This window comes from Paracoccus sp. (in: a-proteobacteria) (assembly GCF_035556475.1).
Classification (GTDB): domain Bacteria; phylum Pseudomonadota; class Alphaproteobacteria; order Rhodobacterales; family Rhodobacteraceae; genus Paracoccus.
The window spans coordinates 18,281-42,315 of sequence record NZ_DATMFA010000112.1 but is presented as its reverse complement, the minus strand read 5'-3'; the positions used below and the strand labels follow the sequence as shown (position 1 = coordinate 42,315).

The 24,035-nt window shown below is 65.7% G+C and carries 20 protein-coding genes; 10 read left to right on the top strand and 10 right to left on the bottom strand.

The genetic code is table 11. From position 1 onward, the window contains the following. Together VNQ78_RS16455 and VNQ78_RS16450 are read left to right on the top strand one after the other, a co-directional pair. Nucleotides 1–852, top strand: an 852-nt coding sequence (locus VNQ78_RS16455) for a TAXI family TRAP transporter solute-binding subunit (RefSeq protein WP_325691743.1), incomplete at its 5' end; no start/stop codon positions are given. Nucleotides 853–975: 123 nt separating this feature from the next. Then, nucleotides 976–3,567, top strand: a complete 2,592-nt coding sequence (locus VNQ78_RS16450; RefSeq protein WP_325691741.1) for a TRAP transporter permease — start codon at nt 976–978, stop codon at nt 3,565–3,567. A 124-nt stretch (nt 3,568–3,691) separates the two neighbouring features. Here the strand turns inward: VNQ78_RS16450 and VNQ78_RS16445 are convergent, their stop codons facing one another. Next, complete coding sequence (locus VNQ78_RS16445) at nt 3,692–5,017, bottom strand: MFS transporter (RefSeq protein ID WP_325691739.1); 1,326 nt, start codon at nt 5,015–5,017, stop codon at nt 3,692–3,694. A 105-nt stretch (nt 5,018–5,122) separates the two neighbouring features. Next, on the bottom strand, nt 5,123–7,387 hold the full coding sequence (locus VNQ78_RS16440) for a cytochrome P450/oxidoreductase (RefSeq protein WP_325691737.1): 2,265 nt from the start codon (nt 7,385–7,387) through the stop codon (nt 5,123–5,125). Nucleotides 7,388–7,607: 220 nt separating this feature from the next. Between VNQ78_RS16440 and VNQ78_RS16435 the strand changes: the two genes are divergently transcribed. Together VNQ78_RS16435 and VNQ78_RS16430 are read left to right on the top strand one after the other, a co-directional pair. Next, nucleotides 7,608–8,309, top strand: coding sequence for an IclR family transcriptional regulator (locus VNQ78_RS16435; protein ID WP_325691735.1), 702 nt, complete (start codon nt 7,608–7,610; stop codon nt 8,307–8,309). A 191-nt stretch (nt 8,310–8,500) separates the two neighbouring features. Further along, a complete protein-coding gene (locus tag VNQ78_RS16430; protein ID WP_325691733.1) occupies nt 8,501–8,983 on the top strand; it encodes a VOC family protein in 483 nt (160 codons plus the stop codon). Nucleotides 8,984–9,032: 49 nt separating this feature from the next. Here the strand turns inward: VNQ78_RS16430 and VNQ78_RS16425 are convergent, their stop codons facing one another. Both VNQ78_RS16425 and VNQ78_RS16420 read right to left on the bottom strand, forming a co-directional pair. Further along, the gene (locus tag VNQ78_RS16425; RefSeq protein WP_325691731.1) at nt 9,033–10,244 is read right to left on the bottom strand and encodes an MFS transporter; all 1,212 of its coding nucleotides are present in this window, start codon (nt 10,242–10,244) and stop codon (nt 9,033–9,035) included. Between the two features lie 30 nt (nt 10,245–10,274). Further along, complete coding sequence (locus VNQ78_RS16420) at nt 10,275–10,721, bottom strand: VOC family protein (protein WP_325691729.1); 447 nt, start codon at nt 10,719–10,721, stop codon at nt 10,275–10,277. A gap of 152 nt (nt 10,722–10,873) precedes the next feature. Between VNQ78_RS16420 and VNQ78_RS16415 the strand changes: the two genes are divergently transcribed. Further along, nucleotides 10,874–11,341 (top strand): MarR family winged helix-turn-helix transcriptional regulator, encoded by a 468-nt coding sequence (locus VNQ78_RS16415; protein WP_325691727.1) that lies wholly within the window; start codon nt 10,874–10,876, stop codon nt 11,339–11,341. 51 nt (nt 11,342–11,392) lie between these two features. Here VNQ78_RS16415 and VNQ78_RS16410 read toward each other — a convergent pair whose 3' ends face one another. Further along, nucleotides 11,393–12,520 (bottom strand): aminotransferase class V-fold PLP-dependent enzyme, encoded by a 1,128-nt coding sequence (locus tag VNQ78_RS16410; protein WP_325691725.1) that lies wholly within the window; start codon nt 12,518–12,520, stop codon nt 11,393–11,395. Between the two features lie 139 nt (nt 12,521–12,659). Between VNQ78_RS16410 and VNQ78_RS16405 the strand changes: the two genes are divergently transcribed. The 3 genes from VNQ78_RS16405 to VNQ78_RS16395 all read left to right on the top strand — a co-directional run bounded on the left by VNQ78_RS16405 (nt 12,660) and on the right by VNQ78_RS16395 (nt 16,097). Continuing rightward, the gene (locus tag VNQ78_RS16405; RefSeq protein ID WP_325691722.1) at nt 12,660–13,364 is read left to right on the top strand and encodes a type 1 glutamine amidotransferase; all 705 of its coding nucleotides are present in this window, start codon (nt 12,660–12,662) and stop codon (nt 13,362–13,364) included. Then, the gene (locus tag VNQ78_RS16400; protein ID WP_325691720.1) at nt 13,361–14,719 is read left to right on the top strand and encodes a glutamine synthetase family protein; all 1,359 of its coding nucleotides are present in this window, start codon (nt 13,361–13,363) and stop codon (nt 14,717–14,719) included. The genes VNQ78_RS16405 and VNQ78_RS16400 overlap by 4 nt, the downstream gene beginning before the upstream one ends. 67 nt (nt 14,720–14,786) lie before the next feature. Continuing rightward, nucleotides 14,787–16,097, top strand: a complete 1,311-nt coding sequence (locus tag VNQ78_RS16395) for an FAD-binding oxidoreductase (protein ID WP_325691718.1) — start codon at nt 14,787–14,789, stop codon at nt 16,095–16,097. Between the two features lie 16 nt (nt 16,098–16,113). Here VNQ78_RS16395 and VNQ78_RS16390 read toward each other — a convergent pair whose 3' ends face one another. The 3 genes from VNQ78_RS16390 to folK all read right to left on the bottom strand — a co-directional run bounded on the left by VNQ78_RS16390 (nt 16,114) and on the right by folK (nt 19,283). Then, nucleotides 16,114–18,231: a bifunctional (p)ppGpp synthetase/guanosine-3',5'-bis(diphosphate) 3'-pyrophosphohydrolase gene (locus VNQ78_RS16390; RefSeq protein ID WP_325691716.1), complete on the bottom strand. Its 2,118-nt coding sequence runs from the start codon at nt 18,229–18,231 to the stop codon at nt 16,114–16,116. A gap of 32 nt (nt 18,232–18,263) precedes the next feature. Next, nucleotides 18,264–18,620 (bottom strand): DNA-directed RNA polymerase subunit omega, encoded by a 357-nt coding sequence (gene rpoZ / locus VNQ78_RS16385; protein WP_325691714.1) that lies wholly within the window; start codon nt 18,618–18,620, stop codon nt 18,264–18,266. A gap of 69 nt (nt 18,621–18,689) precedes the next feature. After that, a complete protein-coding gene (gene folK / locus VNQ78_RS16380) occupies nt 18,690–19,283 on the bottom strand; it encodes a 2-amino-4-hydroxy-6-hydroxymethyldihydropteridine diphosphokinase (RefSeq protein WP_325691712.1) in 594 nt (197 codons plus the stop codon). A 12-nt stretch (nt 19,284–19,295) separates the two neighbouring features. On the opposite strand from folK, the gene VNQ78_RS16375 reads away from it, so the two are divergent. Both VNQ78_RS16375 and VNQ78_RS16370 read left to right on the top strand, forming a co-directional pair. Further along, nucleotides 19,296–19,850, top strand: a complete 555-nt coding sequence (locus VNQ78_RS16375) for an NYN domain-containing protein (RefSeq protein ID WP_325691710.1) — start codon at nt 19,296–19,298, stop codon at nt 19,848–19,850. Nucleotides 19,851–19,937: 87 nt separating this feature from the next. Next, on the top strand, nt 19,938–20,909 hold the full coding sequence (locus VNQ78_RS16370; RefSeq protein WP_325691708.1) for a glycosyltransferase family 8 protein: 972 nt from the start codon (nt 19,938–19,940) through the stop codon (nt 20,907–20,909). Here the strand turns inward: VNQ78_RS16370 and VNQ78_RS16365 are convergent. Both VNQ78_RS16365 and VNQ78_RS21615 read right to left on the bottom strand, forming a co-directional pair. After that, nucleotides 20,906–22,318: a peptidoglycan -binding protein gene (locus tag VNQ78_RS16365; protein WP_325691706.1), complete on the bottom strand. Its 1,413-nt coding sequence runs from the start codon at nt 22,316–22,318 to the stop codon at nt 20,906–20,908. The genes VNQ78_RS16370 and VNQ78_RS16365 overlap by 4 nt on opposite strands. Continuing rightward, nucleotides 22,308–23,948, bottom strand: a complete 1,641-nt coding sequence (locus VNQ78_RS21615; protein ID WP_414694097.1) for a hypothetical protein — start codon at nt 23,946–23,948, stop codon at nt 22,308–22,310. The genes VNQ78_RS16365 and VNQ78_RS21615 overlap by 11 nt, the downstream gene beginning before the upstream one ends. Nucleotides 23,949–24,035: the final 87 nt, after the last annotated feature.

The following is a 24,035-nucleotide window of genomic DNA, read 5'->3' as shown; positions in this document are numbered from 1 at the left end:
TATGCGGCGGGCGGCGCGATCTGCCGTCTGGTCAACAAGGACCGCGCGACCCACGGGCTGCGCTGCTCGGTCGAATCCACCGGCGGATCGGCCTATAACGCCAATGCGATCAAGGCGGGCGAGCTGGACTTCGGCATGGCCCAGTCCGACGTGCAATACAACGCCCTGAAGGGCGAAGGCGCCTTTGCCGAAGGCGGCGCGAATGACAAGCTGCGCGCGGTCTTCTCGCTGCATCCCGAACCCTTCACCGTGCTGGCCCATCCCGATTCCGGCGTGGCCGCCTTCGAGGATTTCAAGGGCAAGCGCTTCAACGTGGGCAATCCGGGTTCGGGCACCCGCGCTTCGGCCGAGGTGCTGCTGGGCGCGCTTGGCTGGACCATGGCCGATTTCTCGCTGGCTTCCGAGCTGAAGGCGGATGAGCACGGCCCGGCGCTTTGTGACGGCAAGATTGACGGCTTCTTCTATGGCGTCGGCCACCCTTCGGCCAACATCCAGGATCCGACCACGACCTGCGGCGCCAAGCTGATCCCGCTGACGGGAGAGGCGGTCGATGGGCTGGTCGCGAAGTTCCCCTATTATGCCAAGGCCACCATTCCGGGCGGGCTCTACAACGCCAACCCCGATGATGTGGAAACCTTCGGCGTGCTCGCGACCTTTATCGTTTCGGCCGACACGCCCGACGATACCGTCTACCATGTCGTGAAGGCGGTCTTCGACAATTTCGACGAGTTCAAGGCCCTGCACCCGGCTCTGACCGGCCTGACGCCCGAAAAGATGGTGGCCGACGGGCTTTCGGCACCGCTGCATCCGGGCGCGGCGAAATACTACAAGGAAAAGGGCTGGATCCAGTAATCTGGCCGGTCAGGCCTGAAGACGACCTTTGCGCGGGGGACAACCCATGTCCGCCGCGCAGGGAAATTTCGGACGCAAGACAATCTGCCCCCGTCAGAGGGGCCAAGCGACAGGGAACATGACATGAGCAGCGCGACCGGACCCGATACCGCCGCCCCCGATACAGCCGCTCTGGAGCAGCTGGTGGCCGAGGCCGATACCGGAGGGCGCAACCCGGCCGGCCTTGCGGCGAAGATCCTGACGGTCGTGGCCGTCGTCTGGTCGCTGTTCCAGCTCTGGATCGCCTCGCCGCTGCCCTTCACGCTGGGAATCGGCGTGCTGAACGATACCGAGACCCGGGCGATCCATCTGGGCTTCGCGATGTTTCTGGCCTTTACCGCCTATCCGGCGCTGAAATCCTCTCCCCGCGACCGGATTCCGGTGCAGGACTGGATCATGGCCTTGGTCGGGGCCTTTTGCGGCGCCTATCTGTTTCTGTTCTATGATCAGCTTGCCACCCGGCCGGGCCAGCCGACCCAGTTCGACATCCTGTCGGGCATCGTGGGCTTTGTCCTGCTGCTCGAGGCGACGCGCCGCGCGCTGGGTCTGCCGATGGTCATCGTGGCGCTGGTTTTCACCGCCTACAGCTTCGGCGGCCAATACATGCCCGAGGTGATCCAGCATCGCGGTGCGTCGCTGGCGAAGTTCGTCAACCACCAATGGCTGACGACCGAGGGTGTCTTCGGCATCGCGCTTGGCGTCTCGTCGAGCTTCGTTTTCCTCTTCGTGCTGTTCGGCACGCTGCTCGACAAGGTCGGCGCCGGCAACTGGATGATGCAGATCTCGGTCGCGTTGCTCGGGCATCTGCGGGGTGGGCCGGCCAAGGTGGCGGTGGTCTCCTCGGCGCTGAACGGGGTGGTCTCGGGATCTTCGGTGTCGAATGTCGTCTCGGGCGGGATCTTCACCATTCCGCTGATGAAGCGCACCGGGCTTTCAGGCGTGAAGGCCGGCGCGATCGAGGCCGCCTCCTCGATCAATGGCCAGATCATGCCACCCGTCATGGGGGCTGCCGCCTTCCTGATGGTGGAATATGTCGGCATTCCCTATAGCCAGATCGTCAAACACGCGCTGCTGCCGGCAATCTTCTCGTATATCGCGCTGCTCTACATCGTGCATCTCGAGGCGCTGAAGATCGGCTCGCGGCCCATCCCCGGTCAGGCGATGGAACGCCGGCGCCGCCTGATCCGCTGGGGGCTGGGCCTCTCGGGCACCGTCACCGTCGTCTGCCTGCTGTATTGGGGCATTCTGGCGATCAAGACGTTTGCCGGGGCGCAGGCCGGACCGTGGCTGATGCTGGCCGGGCTGGGGCTTTACCTTCTCGCGGTGGCATTGTCCTCGCGCCATCCCGATCTGGAGATCGACGATCCGAACGCCCCGATCCTGAACCTGCCGCTGGCCTGGGACGTGACGCGGACCGGCCTCGATTTCCTGATCCCCATCGTCGTGCTGCTCTGGTGCCTGATGGTCGAGATGATGTCGCCGGGCCTGTCGGCCTTCTACGCGACGATTTCGGTGATCGTCATCACCGCCACGCGCAAGGCGCTGATGGGGCTGTTCCGCGGTGCGGGTGCCGGTGCCGGGCTGAAAACCGGGCTGATCGACCTCTGGGACGGGCTGGCGCTTGGCGCACGCAACATGATCGGGATCGGCGTCGCCACCGCCACGGCGGGCATCGTCGTCGGCACCATCACCCTGACCGGCCTTGGCCTGATGATGACCGAGTTCGTGGAGTTCATCTCGGGCGGCAATGTCTTCGTGATGCTGATCATGGTGGCGGCGATCAGCCTCGTGCTGGGCCTCGGCATTCCGACCACGGCAAATTACATCCTGGTCTCGTCGCTGATGGCGCCGGTGGTGGTCAGCCTCGCCTCGCAGGCGGGGATGTCGGTCCCGCTGATCGCGGTGCATATGTTCGTGTTCTATTTCGGGATCATGGCCGATATCACGCCACCAGTCGGGCTGGCGGGCTTTGCCGCCGCCGCCATCTCGCGCGAGGATCCGATCAAGACCTCGTTTCAGGGGGCGATCTATGCGCTGCGCACGGCGATCCTGCCCTTTGTCTTCATCTTCAACCCGGCAATGCTGCTGATCGACGTGCATGACTGGGTCGAGACGGCCTGGCTGTGCTTTACCGCGCTGGTGGCGATCCTTCTGTTCTCGGCCGCGACGATGAACTGGTTCGTGACGAAAAGCCGGATCTGGGAATCCGCCGCGCTGCTCGTCATCTGCTTCACGCTGTTCCGCCCCGACTGGTGGGTGAACCAGATTTCGGAACCCTATGAGCTGCGCCCGGCGTCAGAGTTTACCCAGTTGCTGGAGGCAACCCCTTCGGGCACGCAGTTCCGCTTTGTCGTCGAAGGCTTCAATCTGATGGGCGACGAGGTGCGCAAGACCATCAACCTGCGCACGAATGTGGCGGGTGCCGCCGAGCGGCTGGCCGATAACGGGCTCGAGATGGTGTCGCTGGGCGAAGGGCTGATGACGGGACAGGTGCGCTTCGGCTCCTACGCCGCGCGAATGGGGCTCGAGCCGGGCTTTGATGTGGCGGGTGTTCTGGTCCGCGCGCCGCAGCCCTCGGTGCTGTGGCCGACGCTCAGCGCGCTTTTGCTGACCGCCGGGATCGCGGCGCTGCAATGGCGCCGCCGCCCGCAGCGGAAGGTTGTATCCAGCGTCTAGGCCGGACCGATGGTCGCGAGCCACTGGCTGCTGCAGGGTTCGGGCCGAGGGCCGATCGGCCCTCGGTAAGGAACAGCCTGTCGAGCAGGTGGCATTGCCGGGCCGGTCTGGCCCGGCAATCGGTTCAGCCGGCCCGTCCCGGCAGCGGCACGGCCTCGCCCTCGGCCTCCGGGGTGGAGCTTTCCCCGATGATCCCCGCCCCGACGGTTTCCTTGGCCAATCCGACGCTGATCAGCGCGGGAATGCTGACAAGCATCGCATAGATCGCGACCGAGACCGGGGTTCCCGTCTCATGCAGCAGGATCGTCCCGACAAGGGGCGCGATCGAGCCGCCCGCGACGGATGCAAGCTGATAGCTGGAGGACAGCGCGGTATAGCGCACGCGGGTCGGGAAAAGCTCGGCCATGAAGGCCGCCATGGCGCCGAGGATGATGCCGTGGCTGGCGAGGCAAAGCGTGATCGTGAGTTGCAGATGCGCCGCCGACGCGCCGGGCGACAGGGTGAAAAGCCCGTAGCTGGTCAGCACCGAAGCCGCGAAGCCCACGAACAGCACCGGCCTGCGGCCGATGAGGTCCGACACATAGGCCGCGACCAGCACCACGACGATTTCCAGCGCCGAGGCCCAGAGCAGCGATTTCAGCACCACCTGACGCGGGAAGCCCAGATGGGTCGTCGCGAGCAGCAGCACGAAGGTGCTGAAGAGGTAGAGATAGGTGTTCTCGGAGGCCTTGACGAAGAAGGCGCGGAACATCTCGGGCAGGTTGTTGCGGAACGCCTCGGCCAGCGGGGCGTGCTCGACCTTTTCCTGACGGCGCGAGATCTCGATGAAGGCGGGCGATTCCTCGACCCGGCGGCGGGTCCAGAAGCCGATGGCGATCAGCAGGACCGAGATGAAGAAGGGAATCCGCCAGGCCCATTCCACGAAGGCCTCGTTTCCATAGATGCCCTGAATGGCCGCGATGACCAGCGCGGTCAGCACATTCGCGAGCGGTCCCGCAAACATGGTGAAGCTGGTCCAGAAGCCGCGCCGGTTCGCGGGCATGGATTCCGCGATGATCAGGATCGCGCCGCTCGCCTCGCCGCCGACGGCGATGCCTTGCAGGATGCGCAGCACGATCAGCAGGATCGGCGCCATGATCCCAATCGTTTCATAGGTCGGCAGCAGGCCGATCAGGAACGTGCCGACCCCCATCATCAGCAGACTGATCACCAGCATGTTCTTGCGCCCGAAACGGTCGCCCGCGATGCCGAAGATCACCCCGCCCAGCGGACGCGCCAGAAACCCGACCGAGAATGTGCCAAGGGAAAGCAGCGTCGCGACAAAGGGATCATCGACCGGGAAGAACTTCTTGTCGAAGACCAGCACGGCGCAGGTCGCGAAGACGAAGAAATCGTACCACTCCAGCGTGGTTCCGACCGTGCTCGCGATCATCAGGTTAAGACGTTTCAACAGCTTTCCTCCCATGGATGGCTGACGGGCAGCCCAGATGCCCGACACGTCGCGACCGGCACGCCTCCTGCCCGGGTCGCAATTGCTTGGAATTGGGGCCCGCGCCTAAAGCGCGAGCCGGACCTTGCCGCCGTTCCTTGCGCGTGAGCAGCAGGTCATGACGCGGGTGTTCTCGGCGCGCTCGGCGCGGGTCATCACCTTGTCGCGGTGGTCGATTTCGCCCGAAATGACGCCGACCTCACAGCTTCCGCAAAGGCCCTCGCAGCAATCGCTGGCCACATCGACGCCCGCCGCAAGGATCGCGTCCAGCATGGTCTGATCTTTGGCGACGGTCAGGGTCAGGCCGGAATCGACCAGCTCGACCTCGAACGCGGTTTCCACCGCCGGATCAAGGCCGGCCGAGCCGCCGGTGAAATGCTCGAAACGGAAGCTGCCCTCCGGCAGATGGCCGGTCAGCGTCTCGAGTTCCGAGATCATCCGGTCAGGGCCGCAGCAATAGATCTGGCCACCCTCGGGCAGCGCCCCGACCAGCCCGGACAGGGCCACGCGCCCCCCCTCGCCCGAGACATGGAGGACAAGCTCCGCCCCATGATCCCGCTGCAAGCGGTCAAGGAACGCCATCCCGGCGCGCGAGCGGCCACAATAATGGACTTCATAGCTGCGCCCCAGCGCCTTCAGCCGGTCGGCCATCGCAACGATCGGGGTGATGCCGATGCCGCCCGCGATCAGGACATGATGCGCCCCGTCCTCGTCCAGCCGGAAGAGGTTCGCCGGACCGCGCAGGCGCAGCTCCGCCCCCTCGGCCAGCACCTCGTGAATATGGCGCGAGCCGCCCCTGCCCTGATCGTCGCGCAGGATCGCGACCTGATAGGTGCCGTCATCGGCGGGACCGCAGAGCGAATATTTCCGCTCATAAGGGCCGACGCAAAGCTCGACATGCGCGCCGGCATTCCATTTCGGCAGTGGACGGCCATTGGCATCGGCCAGCGTCAGGCCAAGGACGCCCTCGGCCTCCTGACGCAGCCCGACCACGCGGACGCTGCGGGCGATCGACCGGCGCGAGGGCGCGCCGACCGGGAAATGCCGGAAGCTCTCGCGCAGGCCCGGATCCCGGCGTTCGGGGTTCAGGGCCGGATCCCATTCCACCCACAGGTGGTCCGGGCCGCGGAAGGACGTGCTGGGCAGATAGCTGAACTCCTGCTCGGCCAGCCGCAGATGCGGCAGGCGGCGCGTCATCTCCTCAAGGAAGATGCGCATCTCCATCCGGCCGATATTCTTGCCCATGCATTGATGGCTGCCATAGCCGAAGGTCAGGTGATCGACCGCATCGGCGCGGTAGATGTCGAACCGGTCGCCATCCTCGAAATGCGCCTCGTCGCGGTTGCCCGAAGCCTGCACGATCAGCAGTTTGGCGCCCTCGGGGATCTCCACCCCGCCAACGGTGGTGGGCGCGGTCACCTGCCGCCGCCATGCGACGATCGAGCCGGCATAGCGCAGGCATTCCTCGACCGCGTTCGGGATCAGGCCCGGATCGGCGCAGATATCCTCCCAGGCGTCGCGATTACCAAGCAGCGTCTTGAACATGTTGGCCGAGGCGAGCGAGGTCGTCTCATGCGCGGCGACGATGATCGCCATCATCATCGAATGGACATAGCTGTCGGGGACCACGTCCGGGTGAAGCTGGTTCATGCGAATGGTGTGATGCATCCAGCCCTTGCCCTCGGGCTCCTGCTTCATCTTCTCGATGATCTGGCCGGCATATTGCCAGAAGCGCCCGACATCATGGGCGATATGGACCTGCTCCTCGTCCGTGGGCTTGCCCCAGGTATTGACCGAATGCGCGACCGAGAAGGTGCGAAGGACCGCGATCTCGTCCTCGGGGACGCCAAGGAAATGCAGGGCGACGTTCAGCGGCACTTCGTAAAGCATCGCATCGACCAGATCGACGCGGCCGCTGTCGATGAAGGCGTCGATCTTTTCGCGGGTCAGACGGCGGACCATCTCCTGCTGGTCCTCCAGCCGAACCGGCTGGAAATGATCGAGCAAAAGGCGGCGGCGCTCCATATGGGCGGGCTCGTCCTCGTTCACCATGGTGCGGTTCATGGCGTAGTCGTAGCTTTTCAGTACGTCGATCGCCTCGGGCGTCGCCGGGACGATCTTTTCCAGCACATTGCGGGGCGAGAACAGGATGCCGTCGCGGAAGACCGTCTTGATGTCCTCGTAACGCGAGACGATCCAGTAGCCAATCGCGGGGCTGTAAAAGACCGGAAGCTGGTCGCGCGACCAGCGCAGCGCCTCGGCCGGGTCAAGCTGATAGGCCGGGCCGAACGGGTCGAAATCAGCGACGGGGCAGCCGCCGTTGGTGGACATCGCGGGTGCATGAAATGGACAGCCGGACGTCGCTTGCCCGAAAGCGGATTTCCCCTCCATTGTTCCCATTGCGCTCCTCCAGTCTACAATATCGAACATCTTGTGTCGCATATAGACATCTTGATCGTTGCAATGTCAATAAATCTGAGGCGAGATCTGGCCAGCTTGCCTTCCGGGCAGTGATCGCGCAGAAAAAACGCCAACAGGATAAGGGATTACGATGGTCGCCGCGAAACTTCAGACGCTTGACCGGGGGCTGGAGGCGCTGTTCCTCGTGGCCCAGACCGAGGGCGGGATCACGACAGGCGACATCGCGGCGCGTCTGGGGGTCAACCGCGCCATTGCCTACAGAATCGTCGCGACGCTGGCCGAACATGGCATGGTCCAGCGGCTGCCCAGCGGACGGGTGGTGATGGGCGGCGCAGCGATCGTGCTGGCCTCGCGGAGCGAGGGCAATATCCGCGCCGCCGCGCAACCCATCCTCGAGGAGCTGGCGCTGGCGACCCGCGCCTCGGCCTTCATCTCGATACGGCAGGGCGACGATTATGTCGCGATCGGCACGGCGGACCCGCCCGACATGCCGCTGAACGTCCAGTATCGGATGGGCCTGCGCTATCCGATCGGACGCGCCGCGCCCGGATTGGCCCTGATGTCCCTGCGACCGCCGCGCGACGACGACCCGGAGGCGGTGAAGCGTGCGCGGATGGACGGCTTTGCCTGGTCGCAGGGCGAATTGCAGTCGAATGCCGAGGGGATCGCCGCCCCGGTCCGGGTGGGGCCGGACCTGCATGCCGGGCTTGAATTCGCGGTCGGAGTCGTCGCCTTGCACAAGCTCGACCGCGAAGCGTCGAGCCGCGCCGTCATGGATGCGGCCGCAAGGCTCGGGCAGGTTCTGACGCCGCCGGATCGTCCTGCCGCTTAGGCCGCCGGGTCGCCGAGTCAAGAAAACATCGACGCGGCGCGGCGCAGGCTCTACTCTCCGGGGTGACGGCCGCGTTGGGCGGCCCGCAGGCGTCACATGGCGGACGGCCGGAAGGCCATGATCCACGGCCGGCCTTCTCTCCCTCCGCCCCCCGTTGGCGCAGATCCGAAACCGACTGGAGGAGAAACGACATGACCCCGCTCGTCACCTGCATGTGGTTCGACCATGGCGAGGCCGGAAAGGCGGCCGCCTTCTATGCCGAGACCTTTCCCGACACGCATGTCGACCGGGTGACCCTTGCCCCGGTCGACTATCCCGGCGGAAAGGAAGGCAATGAGCTGACTGTCGAGTTCACGCTGCTCGGCCAATCCTTCCTTGGCCTGAATGGCGGGCCATTCTTCACCCCGAACGAGGCCGTCAGCTTCATGGTGATGACCGAGAACCAGGAGGAAACCGACCGCTACTGGAATGCCATCGTCGGAAACGGCGGCAAGGAGAGCGATTGCGGCTGGTGCAAGGATCGCTGGGGTCATTCCTGGCAGATCACGCCGAGGCGGCTGATGGAGCTGACCACGAGCCCCGATCACGAGGTCGCGAGACGGGCGATGGAGGCGATGATGACGATGCAGAAAATCGACATCGCCCGGGTCGAGGAGGCCGCAAAGGCGCGCTGACCACCGCGCGCGGGTTCGGACAGGAACCGCGCGGGGGGGAATACGCGCGTCAGGCAGGCGTCATGGCGCCCTCCTCCCGCTCGGGGAAGGGGCGGAAGGTCATCAGGATCAGCATGGACGCGATCCCCAGCGCGCCCGCGCAGATATACATCGGCAGGTAGGTGCCGAAACGGTCATAGATCATGCCGCCCAGAAGCGGTCCCGTGGACATGCCGAGGCTGCCCGCCATCGCCGTCCCGCCGATGATCGCGCCCATCATCCGCAGCGGAAAATTCTCGCGGATAATCACCGCGTAAAGCGGCATGGTGCCGGCATAGATGAACCCCACCACCGCCGCGACGGCGTAGAAGCTGCCGAGACCACCGGCCAGCACATAGGCCGAGACGCCAAGCGCCTGCGCCAGCAATCCGATCACCAGCACCCGCTGCGCGCCGAAACGGTCGCCCGCGACGCCGAAGCCGAGCCGGCCGAACATCCCCGCCAGCCCCTCGACGCTGTAGATCGAGACGGCGGCGATCATCGGGATGCCGCAGGTGACGGCATAGCTGACGGTGTGGAAGATCGGCCCCGAATGCGTCGCGCAGCAGAAGAAATTCGCGAGCATCAGCGTGGCGAATTGCGGGCTGCGGACCGCCTGACCGACGGTCATTCCGGCCTGCGGACCCGCATCCGCCATCCCTTCCCCGCCACGCGCCAGCGCCGGCGGGCGGCGGACGAGGCAGGCGGTCGGGATCATCAGCAAGGCGGCGACCCCGGCGATGATCAGCATGGTCGTCCGCCAGTCATGAAGCGTCACCAGCCATGCGGCAAGCGGCGCCATCGTCATCGGCGCCATTCCCATCCCGGCCGAGACCAGCGAGACCGCCAGACCGCGCCGCGTCTCGAACCAGCCGGTCACGCAGGCCATCATCGGCGCCATGATCGCGGCGGCGGCAACGCCGACGAAAAGGCCGAAGGCAAGCTGGAACCCGACGAGGCTCTGCGCCCGGCTGGCGACGGCAAGGCTTGCCGACAGCAAGACCGACCCGGCAAGGACGACGGGGCGCGGCCCGAACCTATCGGAAAGCCCGCCCCAAACCATGCTGGCCCCGCCCATCGCCAGAAAGCCGAAGGTCATCGCCATCGAGATGCCGGTCACCGACCAGCCGGTCGCCTCGGCCATCGGCCGCAGAAGGACCGGCAGCGAGAACATCGCCCCCATGGCCACGCATCCGAGAAGCCCGCCGGCGGCGACGATCACCCAGCGATAGGATTGCTCCATAACACTCTCCCGAACAGGGCGCGGCGCGGTTCAGCCCTGCGCCGGGGTCCAATCGGCCGAGGGAATCGTGTTGACCATCCAGGGCACCCCAAAACGGTCGATCAGCGAGCCGAATCCGGGCGACCAGAAGGTCTCGGAAAAGGGCATGACCTGACGGCCGCCGTCGGAGAGGCCCTCGAACCATTTCCGTCCCTGCGCGATGTCATCGGTATGCAGGGTGACGTCGAAGCCGTTCTTGGGCTTGTCGATATTCGCCGCCCATGCCTTGTCCATGTCGGCGCCCATCAGGGCCTGATCGCCGACCTCAAGCCAGCAATGCAGCAGCCAGTCGCGATACTCCTCGCCACTGACCGGCATGCCGGGGGGTGCATCGGAATAGGGAATCGCGGCGGTGATCCTGCCGCCGAGGATCCTCGCGTAGAACTCGAAGGCCTCGCGGCATTGGCCCTGAAAGCTGAGGCTGGTCACGATCTTCATGCTCGTCTCCTTCTGGTCGGTTTCGATGCATTCCGGGCGGAGGTCGGCTGTCGGTGACGCGCGATGCGGGGTATCGGGTCATCGACACGGATTGACGCTCCTCCAGCAAGGTTGATATCAACGTAATCGACCCCTCGCTGTCAAGCATGCAGATGGACGCGCTGATCGAACCCAATTTCCAGACCACCCTGCTGGTGCGGGACAGTTGCCTTTGCCTCCATGCGCAAAGGGCGGCGCGGGCGCTTGCCCGCCGGTTCGACATCGCGCTGAAGCCTGCGGGCGTCACCAGCGGGCAGTTCTCGCTGCTGATGGCGCTGAACCGGCCCGAGCCGCCCAATCTGGGTCAACTCGCGGCGGTGCTGGCGATGGACCGCACGACCCTGACCGCGAACCTGAAGCCGCTGGAGCGCCGGGGACTGGTCGAGACGGCACCCGACCCCGAGGACCGCCGCACGCGGCTGCCACGCCTGACCGCATCGGGCCATGCCACGCTGGCCGGGGCGCTGCCGATCTGGCGCGGGCTTCACGCCGAGATCGAGGGCGCCCTGCCCGACCCCGAACGCCTGCGTGGCGAGCTGAACCAACTCTCGGGATATTCCGGCGGACCGGCTGCCCGCTGACGGGGCGCGGCTGTTTCAGTAAGGGCAGCCGCGCCGGGAATTTCTGCGCGATCAGAGGACCGCGTCGAAGGCCGGGAAAAGACGGGCCAAGGTGCCGTCCACGTCTTTCAGCTTGTCGAGGCCGAAAAGCCCGATGCGGAAGCTGCGGAACCCCTCGCCCTCGCCCACCCGCAAAGGGACGCCCGCGGCGATCTGGAAGCCTTCGGCCAGGAACTTCCGACCGTTCTGGATATCGGGATCGTCGGTATAGCAGACCACCACGCCCGGCGCGGCAAAGCCCTCGGCCGCGACCGAGCGCAGGCCGCGCCGCACAAGCTCGTCCCGGACGGCATTGCCAAGCCGCCATTGCGCCTCGCGCGCCGCCTCGAAGCCCAGTTCGCGCGTCTCGTCCATGGCATCGCGCAGGCCAAGGATGGCGTCGGTCGGCATGGTGGCGTGATAGGCATGCCCGCCATCCTCATAGGCCTTCATGATCGCCCGCCATTTCTTCAGGTCGAGGGCGAAGCTGTTCGAGGTCGTGGCCTCCAGCCGTTCCGCCGCGCGGGCCGACAGCATCACCATCCCGGCCGAGGGCGAGGCAGACCAGCCCTTTTGCGGGGCCGAGATCAGCACATCGACACCGGTGGCTTCCATATCGACCCAGATCGCGCCCGAGGCGATGCAGTCGAGGACCATCAATGCCCCGACCTCATGCGCCGCGTCCGCGACGGCCTTGATATAGTCGTCGGGCAAGATCATCCCGGCCGCCGTCTCAACATGCGGGGCAAAGACGGCATCGGGGCGGGTGTCGCGGATCTTGGCCACCACCTCCTCGACCGGGGCGGGCGCGAAGGCCGGGCGCGGCTCGTTCCCGGCCGGGCGCGCCATCATCACCGTCGTCTCGCGAGTGAAGCCGCCCATCTCGAAGATCTGGCTCCAGCGGAAGCTGAAAAAGCCGTTGCGGATGATCAAGGCATGGGCGTCGCGGCCGAACTGGCGGGCGACCGCCTCCATCGCGCAGGTGCCGCCGCCCGGGACGATCGCCACGGCCTCGGCCTTGTAGACCTCGCGCAGCGTCGAGGAGACCTCGCGCATGACCCGCTGATATTTCTGCGACATGTGGTTCAGGGAACGATCGGTAAAGACGACCGAAAATTCCTGCAGACCGTCGGGATCAACATCGGGGCGAAGTCCGGGCATGGGATTTCCTTTCCTGCGAGCGGTTTGGCCGAAGCCTATCCGCTGCCACGGTGCAGGACCAGCCCCACCAAGGAGGGAGGGGCCTTGCCGCTTCCGGTTCTGGCGACTACCTTTGTGGCGAACAATCAACAGGCCAATCATGCGCATCGGCATCCTGAAATGCGGTCAATCGCCCGGAGTCATTCGCGGCGAGCTGGGCGACTACGACACCATGTTCGAACGGCTGCTGGACGGTCGCGGGTTCGACTTCACCAGCTATCATGTCGAGAACATGGACTTCCCCGCCTCGGTCCACGACGCGGATGGCTGGCTGCTGACCGGCTCGCGCCACGGCGTCTATGAGGATCACGCCTTCATCCCGCCGCTGGAGCGGTTCATCCGCGACGCCTACGCGGCCCATGTGCCGATGGTCGGGATCTGCTTTGGCCACCAGATCATCGCGCAGGCCCTTGGCGGCAAGGTCGTCAAGCATCCCGCCGGCTGGTCCGTCGGCGCGCAGGACTATGACTTCGACGGCGAGCCGGTGACCCTTAACGCCTGGCACCAGGATCAGGTGGTCGAGCGGCCAGCGGGCGCGGCTGTCGCGGCCTCGAACGATTTCTGCGAAAATGCGGCCCTCGTCTATGACGATCGTGCCTTTACCGTTCAGGCCCATCCCGAGTTTTCCGATCGTTTCATCCAGGGCCTGATCGACGCACGCGCCAAGGGCGTGGTTCCCGATCACCTGCTGGATCAGGCGCGCGCGCGCATGGGCGGAGAGCGCCAGTCCGGCAGCATCGCCGACCGGATCGAAAGCTTTTTCAAGCATCCCCGCGCCGCGCTGCGCAGCCAGGGTGCCGCATGAAACCCCGCTGGATCGAAGAAACGCCGCAGGCCGCGCAGGATTTCGTGGCAGGAAAACGGCTGGACGAGGTCGAATGCATCGTCGCCGACATCGCGGGCGTTGCGCGGGGCAAGGCGATGCCCGCCTCGAAATTCGCGCATCAGGAGCGGTTCTACCTGCCGAACTCGATCTTCCTGCAAACGATCACCGGGGATTGGGCCGACAACCCCACGGGCGCCTTCACCGAGCCCGACATGATCCTGACGCCGGATTTCTCGACCGCGACCGCCGCGCCCTGGACGAATGACGTGACCTTGCAGGTGATCCACGACGTCTCGACCCAATCGGGTGAGCCGGTGCCGACGGCGCCCCGCAACGTGCTGAAGCGGGTGGTCGAACTCTATCGCGCGAAGGGCTGGAGGCCGATCGTCGCGCCCGAGATGGAATTCTTCCTTGTCGCGCGCAATATCGACCCGAACCAGCCGATCATGCCGCCGATGGGCCGCTCGGGCCGCCGCGCCGCGGCGAAGCAAGCCTATTCGATGAGTGCGGTGGACGAATATGGCAAGGTCATCGACGACATCTATGATTTCGCCGAGGCGCAGGGCTTCGAGATCGACGGCATCCTGCAGGAGGGCGGCGCCGGACAGGTCGAGATCAACCTGAACCACGGCGATCCCGTGCATCTGGCCGACCAGATCTTCTATTTCAAGCGCCTGATCCGCGAGGCCGCGCTGCGCCATGACTGTTTCGCGACCTTCATGGCCAAGCCGATCGAGGGCGAGCCGGGCAGCGCCATGCATATCCACCATTCGGTGGTCAGCACCCGGACCGAGCAGAACATCTTCTCGGACGAGCAGGGCCGCGAGACGCCGGCCTTCATGCATTTCATCGCCGGGATGCAGAAGCACCTGCCGGCGGCGGTCGCGCTGCTGGCTCCCTACGTCAACAGCTATCGCCGCTATGTCCCTGATTTCGCGGCACCGATCAACCTCGAATGGGGACGCGACAACCGCACCACCGGGCTGCGGGTGCCGATTTCCGGCCCCGAGGCGCGGCGGATCGAGAACCGGCTGGCCGGCATGGACTGCAACCCCTATCTGGGCCTCGCCGCGAGCCTCGCCTGCGGCTATCTCGGGCTGCTGGAGCAGGAGAACCCGCGCGCGGAATGCCTTGGCGACGCCTATATGTCGCAGGACGAGCTGCCCTATAACCTCGGCGACGCGCTGGACCTGATGGATGAGAGCGAGCCGATGCGCGAGGTGCTGGGGGCGGAGTTCTTTGCGGTCTATCAGGCGGTGAAGCGCAATGAATACAAGGAGTTCCTTCAGGTCATCAGTCCGTGGGAGCGTGAGCATTTGCTGCTGAACGTGTGAAACCGGCATCGTCGGGAGGCTTGCGGGCGGTTCGGATGGGTATTTGAAAAACGGTGAAAGCCGAAGCATGAATCTGCTGCATTCCAACGACCGGCCGGGGGCCTATCCGCCCAGCCTTTATGCCGCGACCCGCGATCCCCTGCCCGAGTTTCCGCCCCTCGCGGGCGAGGAAAGGGCGGATGTGGTGGTCATCGGCGGCGGCTATACCGGCCTTTCCGCCGCGTTGCATCTGGCCGAGGGCGGGAGGCGCGTGCTGCTGCTGGAAGCCCATCGCGTCGGCTTCGGCGCCTCGGGACGGAATGGCGGCCAGCTTGGTTCGGGGCAACGGCTGGAGGTCGACGAGCTGGAGGCCATCGCGGGCAAGGAGGCCGCACGCCGGCTTTGGGATCTGGCCGAGGAAGCCAAGCGCCTGACCCGCGACCTTGCCGCCCGCGCGGGTGTGCCGGTTGTGGACGGGATCGCCCATGCCTTCCGCAAACCCGCCGAGTTCGACCATGCGAGATCGATGATCGACCGCCTTGCTCGGGACTATGGCTATGACAGGATCGAGCCGCTTGACCGCGATGCCTTCCGCGAGATCCTGCCCTCGCAGGCCTATATTGCCGGGGAGCTGGATCACGGCGCGGGGCATCTGCATCCGCTGAACCTCGCGCTGGGGATGGCGCGGCTGGCCGCCGCTGCCGGGGCGATGATCCATGAGCGGTCGGAGGTAACGGGCATTGCCCATGCCCGGCAGGCGGGCGAGAGGACCGTGGTGACGACCTCCGCCGGCAAGGTCAGTTGCGACCACCTGATCCTTGCGGCCAATGGCTATCTGGGCGGGATCGAACCAAGTGTCGCGGCGCGGGTCATGCCGATCAACAATTTCATCGTCGCGACCGAACCCTTGGGCGCGCGCCGGGCGGAAGTTCTGACCCGCGATATTGGCGTTCATGATACCAAATTCGTCGTGAACTACTGGCGGCTCGACCCGGAGGGGCGGCTGATCTTTGGCGGGGGCGAGAACGTAAGCTATCGCTTCCCCTCAGATATTGCCGCCAAGGTCATGAAACCCTTGCTGCAAATCTATCCATCCCTTGCCGATGTCCGGCTGGACTATGCCTGGGGCGGGACATTGGCGATCACCATGAATCGCTTGCCCTGCTTCATGCGCCCGGCACCGAACTGCCTGTCGGCCAGCGGCTATTCCGGTCACGGGCTGGCATTGGCGACATTGGCCGGCAAGCTGATGGCACAGGCGGTCGAGGGGCAGTCCGACGGTTTCGACGCCATGGCGGCGCTGCCCAGCCCCGAGTTTCCCGGCGGCACCATGCTGCGCTGGCCGCTGCTGGTCGCGGGCATGTCCTGGTATTCGCTGCGGGACAGGCTGGGGATCTAGGCCCGGGAGGCCGATCTCACTCGATATGGGCGAGCGGATCGCGGATGCGCGCCACCTGCGCCACGTCGCTTTCGGCCTCGAGCGCGGTCAGAAGCGCGTGCAGATGCTCGCTGTCGCGCAGCTCGACCTCGACCCGCAGGCGGTAGAAATCGGGCTTGCGGTCGATAAAGACCAGATCCGAGATATTCGCCCCCTGCCCGCCGATCAGCGTGCAGATCCGGCCAAGGACGCCAGCGTCATGGCGGATCGTCAGCGAGAGATTGGTGGAATAGGCGGGCGGGTGCTGGCCTTCGCGCCAATGCAGGTCGACCCAGCGTTCGGGGCTATCCTCGAACTCGGCGAGGACGGGGCAGTCGATCGCATGGATGACGACGCCCTTGCCGCGATAGGTGATGCCGACGATCCGCTCGCCCGGCAGCGGGTTGCAACAGGGTGCGCGGGTGAACTCCTGATCGGCCTCGAGCCCGGCGACGGCGCGCTTGGCGTCGATCTCGCTGCGCTTGGCGGCGAGTTCGGGGTAAAGCACGGATAGAACCTCATGCGCCGAAATCTCGGCGCTGCCGATCCGGGCCAGCAACTCGTCGGTATCCGGCAAGGCCATGGTCCGGGCGGCGGTGCGCAGCGCCTTGTCGGTAACGCGGCGGCCGACATGTTCGAAGGCGACGCGGATCAGCTCGGAGCCGAGCCGGATGAAGCGCGAGCGATCCTCCTGCCGCAGGCTGCGACGGATCGCGGCCTTGGCGCGGCCAGTGACGACGATGTCGAGCCAAGTCGGCTGCGGGCGCTGGCCCGAGGCGGCGATGATCTCGACCGACTGGCCGTTCTTCAGCCGCGTCCACAGCGGCACGCGGATGCCGTCGACCTTGGCGCCGACGCAGGAATTCCCCAGCCGCGTATGGATCGCATAGGCGAAGTCGATCGGGGTCGCGCCTTTCGGCAGCGGGATCACGTCGCCCTTGGGCGAGAAGCAGAAGACCTGATCCGAATACATCTCGAGCTTCACGTGCTCGAGGAACTCATCGTGATCTTCCTCGCCGAAACGCTCGGTCAGGCTCGCGATCCACTCGCCCGGATCGACCGCGAAAGGGTTCTGGGTCCGCGCGCCATCGCGATAGGCCCAATGCGCGGCGACGCCGGATTCCGCGACCTCGTGCATCTGGCGGGTGCGGATCTGCACCTCGACCCGCTTGCCGTCGCGGCCCGAGACCGTGGTGTGGATCGAACGGTAGCCGTTGGCCTTGGGCTGGCTGATATAATCCTTGAACCGCCCCGGCACCGCGCGCCAGCGGTGATGGATGACGCCCAGCGTGCGGTAGCAGTCCGGTTCGGTCCGGGTGATGATGCGGAATCCGTAGATGTCCGAAAGGCGCGAGAAGGAAAGCTGCTTTTCCTGCATCTTGCGCCAGATGCTGAAGGGCTTCTTGGCGCGGCCATAGACATCGGCCTCGATCCCCTCGCGCTCCAGCTCCGAGCGGATATCGGCGGTGATCTTCGGGATCACGTCGCCGGATTCGCGCTGCAGGCTGACGAAGCGGCGGATGATCGAGTTCCTGGCCTCGGGGTTGATGACCTTGAAGGCCAGATCCTCAAGCTCCTCGCGCATCCATTGCATCCCCATGCGCCCGGCCAGCGGCGCATAGATGTCCATGGTCTCGCGCGCCTTTTGAAGCTGCTTCTCGGGGCGCATCGACTTGATGGTCCGCATATTGTGCAGACGGTCGGCAAGCTTGACCAGAATGACTCGAAGATCCCGAGACATTGCCATGAAAAGCTTGCGGAAATTCTCGGCCTGCTTGGAATGCGCGCCGGAAAGCTGAAGGTTCGTCAGCTTGGTGACGCCATCGACAAGATCGGCAATCTCGCGCCCGAACATCTGCGCCACCTCGGCCCAGGTGGAGCGCGTGTCCTCGATCGTGTCGTGCAGAAGTGCGGTGATGATCGTCGCATCATCCAGCCGCATCTCGGTCAGGATGGCGGCGACGGCGACGGGATGGGTGAAATAGGGCTCGCCCGAATGGCGGAACTGCCCCTCATGCATACGACGCCCATATTCATAGGCGTCGCGCACCAGATCCGAATTGGTCCGGGGGTTATAGTTGCGGACAAGCGCGATAAGGTCTTCGACGTCGATCATGTTTTGTCGAAGACCTCGTTGTCAGCCCTGCCTCAGTTGCGGCCCTGAGCTTCGAGCATCATGCGAAGCATGCGCTCTTCCGACTCTTCGTCGGCGGGCTTGGGACGATCGACTTCGGCGCCAAGCAGCAGCGCCATCGCGTCCTCTTCGGGCTCGTCAACCTCGATCTGGGTTTGCGTCGCCTCGATCATGCGCTCGCGCAATTCGTCGACGGGTTGAGTTTCGTCGGCGATCTCGCGCAGGGCGACGACCGGGTTCTTGTCGTTGTCGCGGTCGATGGTCAACTGGCTGCCGGCCGCAATCTCGCGCGCGCGATGCGAGGCGAGCATCACGAGATCAAAACGGTTCGGAACCTTGTCGACGCAATCTTCGACTGTCACGCGGGCCATCGGTCACCTTTGGCTTGAATACGGAATGCTTGGGCGAGGCCGGATAATTGCCGTCTCGCCGGGGGAATGTCAAGCAGTTAGCGGCCGTATACCCGCCATCGCCCCGGCTGGCAAGGCCGCGAGCAGCTGCGAGGCACTTCTTCCCAGCCGCGGATGAACCCATCCCGGCGCGATTTCGGCCAGCGGGGCCAGCACGAAGCCGCGATCCTGAAGGCGCGGATGCGGCAGGATCAACTCGGGCGGCGCGTGTTCAGACTGGCGCTCGGGCGGCAATCCCCGCCAATGGTCATGCGTCCGCTCATCGGGCAGCACGAGGTCGCCATAGGCGATGAGGTCCAGATCGATCCCCCGCGCCTGCCAGCGCGCGCCCTCGCGCCGCCGGCCAAAATCCGCCTCAACGGCATGAAGTGCCGAAAGGAGTGACGCAGCGGAAATTTCCGTTTGCAAGGCGAGGGCTGCGTTCACATAATTGGGGCCGGAGCCGGCCGGAAAAGCCGGAGTTTGCCAGAACCTGCTGAGACTATAAAGAGATACCCCGGACAAAGAGACCAATTGCCCAATTGCGGCGCGAATCGTGGCCACGGGCGGACCTGCCGAACTAGGTAGGTTTCCGCCGATTGCGACGAGGGCTAGGTTTGGCGCAGGCAATATATTCTGTGTCATATCGAGGTTATCGTGTTTTACAAAGACGATCGGCTAGCTTTGTTCATTGACGGATCGAATCTTTACGCGGCGGCAAAATCGCTGGGTTTCGACATCGATTACAAGCTGCTGAGGCAAGAGTTCGAGCGCCGCGGCAAACTGATCCGCGCCTATTACTATACGGCCCTGCTTGAGAACGAAGATTATTCACCCATCCGCCCCCTGGTCGACTGGCTGCATTACAACGGCTTCTCGATGGTGACGAAACCGGCCCGCGAATATACCGACGCGCTGGGACGCCGCAAGGTCAAGGGCAATATGGACGTGGAACTGGTGGTGAACGCGATGGAACTCGCGCCCCGCCTCGATCATGCGGTCCTTTTCTCCGGCGATGGCGATTTCCGCCCGCTGGTCGAGGCGCTGCAACGTCAGGGCGTCCGCGTCTCGGTCGTGTCGACCATGCGCAGCCAGCCGCCGATGATCGCGGACGAATTGCGCCGCCAGGCCGATAATTTCATCGAGCTTGACGCCCTGCGCGAGATCATCGGCCGTCCGCCGCGCGAGGTGACGCCCCCCGCAGAGACCTGACGGGATTGCACAAGCCCGGATGCCGGTTCTAAGAATGGGATCAAGCGTCTGGAGCAAAGGATCCAACATGACATCGCCGGTCCAACCATGGCCCTGACCCCGGTTTTCACAACCGGCTTCCAGCCGAAATCCGACCTGGCGGTGATCGTTGCCTGCGATGCGAACTACCTGCCCTATGCCGCGACCCCTGCCCTTGCCATGGCGGCGGCGGGCTATCCGCATGATGTGCTGATCGGCGGGCCGGAACCGGTCGAATTGCCGCCGGCGCTGACCGAGGCCGGGATATATCACGTCGCGGCGCGGGATGATGCGCTTCTCGACGCGCTGCCGCTGGATGCGCGGCGGTCGCTTGCGACTTATATGGAGCTTTTCCTCGGCAATGCGCTGCGTGGTCACTACCGCCGCATTCTGGTGATCGACGCCGATATTCTCTATGAACGCGGCAATCCGGCGCAGCTTCTCTCGGCCGACATGCTGGGGCGCGCGGTTGCGGCGGTGCGCGACAATCGGCAATGGCGCACCCCCGGCCGCAAGGTGGAGGAGTTCCGCAAACTGGGCGAGCCTGCGCATCCCTATTTCAACGCGGGCGTCGTGATGATCGACACCGAGGCCTTCGCCGCGCAGGATCTGGCCGGGCGGGCCGCGACATTCGCCCGCGACCACCTTGCCGGGCTGGGCCGCGATCAGGCGTTGATGAACGGCATCCTCAAAGGAGATTGGGCCGAGATCAGCCCGCTCTGGAACTGGCAATTCACCTCGGCCTCGGCGCATCTGACCAGCATGGTCGATCCCTGCCTCGTCCATTTCATCGGCACCCGCAAGCCATGGCTGGATTCGTCGCGGCAGGTGGTGCCGATGCGGATGCGCGATGCCTTCGGCCGGGTGCTGGCCCGGCATTTCCCGCAAGCGCCGCAGGTCAGCGGCGGGACACGGCGGCACTGGCCGGAGACTTCGGCGCTCCGGGCCTCGCTCTTCCGGCAATGGCGCGCGGCGGGACCGATGATCCGCTACCTGAACCGCTTTCCCGACCAATACACGCTGATCGAACCGCGCGCCTAGCGTTCGGTCAGCTTCAGCTCGATCCGGCGGTTCGCGGCCCTCGCCTCGAGGCTGTCGCCCTCGGCCACCGGGCGCGTATCGGCAAAACCTGCGGGCAGCAGCCGGCTTTGCGGAAAGCCCAGATCGTCGATCATGTAGCGCACGACCGACAAAGCGCGGGCCTGGCTCAACTCCCAATTGTCGCGGTAGCGCCCGAAACCGGAGAGCGGCTGGTTGTCGGTATGGCCGTCAACCCGGATGATCCAGTCGATTTCCGGCGGGATCTGGCCCGAGATCTGGCTGAGCTGTTCGGTCACGCGGGCGATCTGCGCCTTACCCTCGGTCGAGAGCGTGGCCTCGCCCGCGGGGAACAGCACCTCCGAGGAAAAGACGAAGCGGTCGCCGACGACGCGGACGCCCTCCCGTCCCTCGAGGATCTGGGACAGGCGGCCGAAGAATTCCGAGCGATAGCGGGCGAGGTCGCGCGCCTCTTCCTCGGCCTTGCTGCGGGCCTCCTCCTCCAGCGCGCGGCGCTTGCGCTCCTCATCCGCGGCGCGAAGCAGCGCGACATTCAACTGCTTGCCAAGATCCTCGACCTTCAGATCGGCCTCGCGCTGGCTGTCGCCGGCGCTTTGCAGCACCGCCTGAAGATTTCCAAGCTGGCCGTTCAACTGCGCGACCTGCTCGTTCAGCAGGGCGAGACGGCGCTGGTCCTCGGTCGACAGCGCCTCTTGTTCGGAAAGCTTTTGCTGGGCCAGCGCCAGCAGGCCGCTCTGGCGCTCGGCCTCGGTCGCGGTCGCCTCGGCCTTCTCGCCCAGTTCCTTCTTCGTCGCCTCGGCTGCGGCCAGCAGGGTCAAGGTCTCCTCGGCCTTCTTGCGCGCGGCGTCGAGGGCCAGCGTATTCGCTATCAGTTCCGCATCCGCCTTGCCAAGCCTCTCCTCCAGAGCCTTGGCGGCAGCAGCATCGGCAAGGCGCGCGGTCTCGGCCTCGGTCAATTTCTGCCGGGTCTCGGTCAGTTCTGCGCCGGTCTGCTCGCTGCGCTGGCGGATATCGGCCAGCAGCGCCTCAAGCGCCTCGCGCCGCGCCGCGGCAAGGCGGGCCGCCTCGCTCTGGGCGTCGATCTCCTGCCGGGCCGCGGCGACCTCCTGTTCGGACGAACGCAGCCGCGCGCGCTCGGCCGCAAGGTCGCGGCCAAGCGCGGCGCCTTGCTGTTGCGAGGTGGAAAGCGCATCGCTGAGCAGCGCCACGCGATTCCCCAACTGTTCCAGCTCGCTGTCCTGCGAGGTGATCCGCTGGCGCAGCACCGATTGCAGCACCATGAAGATCGTCAGGGCAAAGATCAGCACCAGCAGCAGCGTGGACATCGCATCGACGAATCCCGGCCAGATCGTCGCCGAGAACCGCTCGCGCCCCTGGCGGCTAAGCCCCATTCCGTCCCTCCAGCGACCGGATGGCGCGGGTCAGGGCCGCCATGTCGTCGCGCAGTTCGGCAATCAGCCCGTCGCGACCGCTGGCCGCTTCCTCCAGCAGCCGGCCAAGCTGCACGTCGATCGAGCGCAGGCGCATCCGCGCCTCGGGATCGTCCTGCCCGGCGGGCTTCGCCTCGGCCAGTTCGACCAGCCGCGACTGCCCGTCGGTCAGCCGGCCAAGCGCCCGGGTCAGCGCGGCGATCTGCGGGCCTTCCCCCTCACGCTCGGGCGCGGGCGGGACCGCAGCAAGGCGCTGCTGGCTGTCGGCGATCCGCGCCATACTGTCATAAAGCTCATCCGGCAGCCGGATCGTCGTCCCGGTCTGCGCCAACGCAATCAGCCGGTCCTGCCCCTCCGTCAGGCGCCCGAACGCCTCGTCGAGCCCCGCGGCCAGCCCCTCCAGCCGGGAGCCTTCCGAAACCGCGGCGGTGGTGGCATCGGTCAGGCGTGCCTGACCGTCCGCCAACCGCCCGAGAATCTCGTTGAGGCGGTGCTGGCTCTCGACCTGTGCCTGGCGTTCCGCGGCAAGCTCGGTCGCAAGCGCGTCGCGGTCGGACTGGATCAGCGCCGTCAGCCGCTCGACCCCCGCGGCAAGGGCGAGCGAGCGCGCATCCGCCTGTGAGGCTTCCTCGTCCCTCAGGGCATCGCGTTCGGCGTAATATTCCTGCAGGTCGGTGATGCGCACGCCCATCGCGCCCAGAAACTCGCCCAGTGCCGCCTGGTCCAGCCCTTGCTCGCCCCCCGCGAAACCGATCCGCGTGAAGGTCGAAAGCCATTCCTCAAGCTCGCGGTAGAAGCGGTTCTGGCCATGGCTCGCGAAAAGATCCAGCAGCCCGACGACCAGCGATCCGGCAAGGCCGAGGAGCGAGCTGGAGAAGGCCGTGGCCATGCCGCCAAGCTGCGTCTCGAGTCCGTGCATCAGCTTGTCAAAGACATCGACCCCCGATTCCCCCTGCTCGGGCGCGAGGGTGCGGATCGTCTCGACAATCGCGGGCACGGTGGTCGCGAGGCCGTAGAAGGTGCCCAGAAGCCCGAGGAAGATCAGCAGGTTGCCGAGATAGCGCGTGATGTCGCGCGCCTCGTCGATCCGGGTCGCGACCGAATCCTGGATCGACCGCGCCGATTCGGTCGAGATCGTGGTCCCGATCGGCCCGCGCGAGCCCAGGAGCGCGGCCAGAGGCGCCAGCAGCCGGGGGGCCGAATAGCCCGCCGGTTGGTCCTGCTGCGCATAACCCAGCTTGCCGGCGGCAAAGCGTTCGATCCAGCTGACCGAATTGATGAGCTGCGCCACCTGCCAGAAGCAGGTCAGCACGCCAAGCGCAAAGACGATGAGGATCGCGCCGTTCAGCCATGGATTCGCGGCAAAGACCGGCAGGATCCGGCTATAAGCGAACCAGGTGCCCGCCCCGACCAGCCCAAGCGCGATCAGCATCAGGACGACCTGACGCACCGGCTGCGAAAAATGCGGCTCGGCCGCAGTGCCGCCGCCTTGCGCCAGTCGCGTCGCCGAGAGGCGGGCCGCGCGTTCCTTGCGCCCACCGCCCTGCGGCGGGATCGCTTTGTTCTTGCCGTCGGACTCTGCCTGGGACAACCCCGCCCCCTTCTCGCTCAATCGCCGCCAAGTCTAAAGGCGGCGCGGCACGATGCAAGCGGTTCGGAAGCGCTTGGCGATAAAGAC

Coding starts and splice junctions, on each gene's coding strand:
- VNQ78_RS16450 (WP_325691741.1), top strand. CDS start 976: ATGAGCAGCGCGACCGGACCCGATACCGCCGCCCCCGATACAGCCGCT.
- VNQ78_RS16440 (WP_325691737.1), bottom strand. CDS start 7,387: ATGTCCACCAACGGCGGCTGCCCCGTCGCTGATTTCGACCCGTTCGGC.
- VNQ78_RS16435 (WP_325691735.1), top strand. CDS start 7,608: ATGGTCGCCGCGAAACTTCAGACGCTTGACCGGGGGCTGGAGGCGCTG.
- VNQ78_RS16430 (WP_325691733.1), top strand. CDS start 8,501: ATGACCCCGCTCGTCACCTGCATGTGGTTCGACCATGGCGAGGCCGGA.
- VNQ78_RS16425 (WP_325691731.1), bottom strand. CDS start 10,244: ATGGAGCAATCCTATCGCTGGGTGATCGTCGCCGCCGGCGGGCTTCTC.
- VNQ78_RS16420 (WP_325691729.1), bottom strand. CDS start 10,721: ATGAAGATCGTGACCAGCCTCAGCTTTCAGGGCCAATGCCGCGAGGCC.
- VNQ78_RS16415 (WP_325691727.1), top strand. CDS start 10,874: ATGGACGCGCTGATCGAACCCAATTTCCAGACCACCCTGCTGGTGCGG.
- VNQ78_RS16410 (WP_325691725.1), bottom strand. CDS start 12,520: ATGCCCGGACTTCGCCCCGATGTTGATCCCGACGGTCTGCAGGAATTT.
- VNQ78_RS16405 (WP_325691722.1), top strand. CDS start 12,660: ATGCGCATCGGCATCCTGAAATGCGGTCAATCGCCCGGAGTCATTCGC.
- VNQ78_RS16400 (WP_325691720.1), top strand. CDS start 13,361: ATGAAACCCCGCTGGATCGAAGAAACGCCGCAGGCCGCGCAGGATTTC.
- VNQ78_RS16395 (WP_325691718.1), top strand. CDS start 14,787: ATGAATCTGCTGCATTCCAACGACCGGCCGGGGGCCTATCCGCCCAGC.
- VNQ78_RS16390 (WP_325691716.1), bottom strand. CDS start 18,231: ATGATCGACGTCGAAGACCTTATCGCGCTTGTCCGCAACTATAACCCC.
- rpoZ (WP_325691714.1), bottom strand. CDS start 18,620: ATGGCCCGCGTGACAGTCGAAGATTGCGTCGACAAGGTTCCGAACCGT.
- folK (WP_325691712.1), bottom strand. CDS start 19,283: ATGACACAGAATATATTGCCTGCGCCAAACCTAGCCCTCGTCGCAATC.
- VNQ78_RS16370 (WP_325691708.1), top strand. CDS start 19,938: ATGGCCCTGACCCCGGTTTTCACAACCGGCTTCCAGCCGAAATCCGAC.
- VNQ78_RS16365 (WP_325691706.1), bottom strand. CDS start 22,318: ATGGGGCTTAGCCGCCAGGGGCGCGAGCGGTTCTCGGCGACGATCTGG.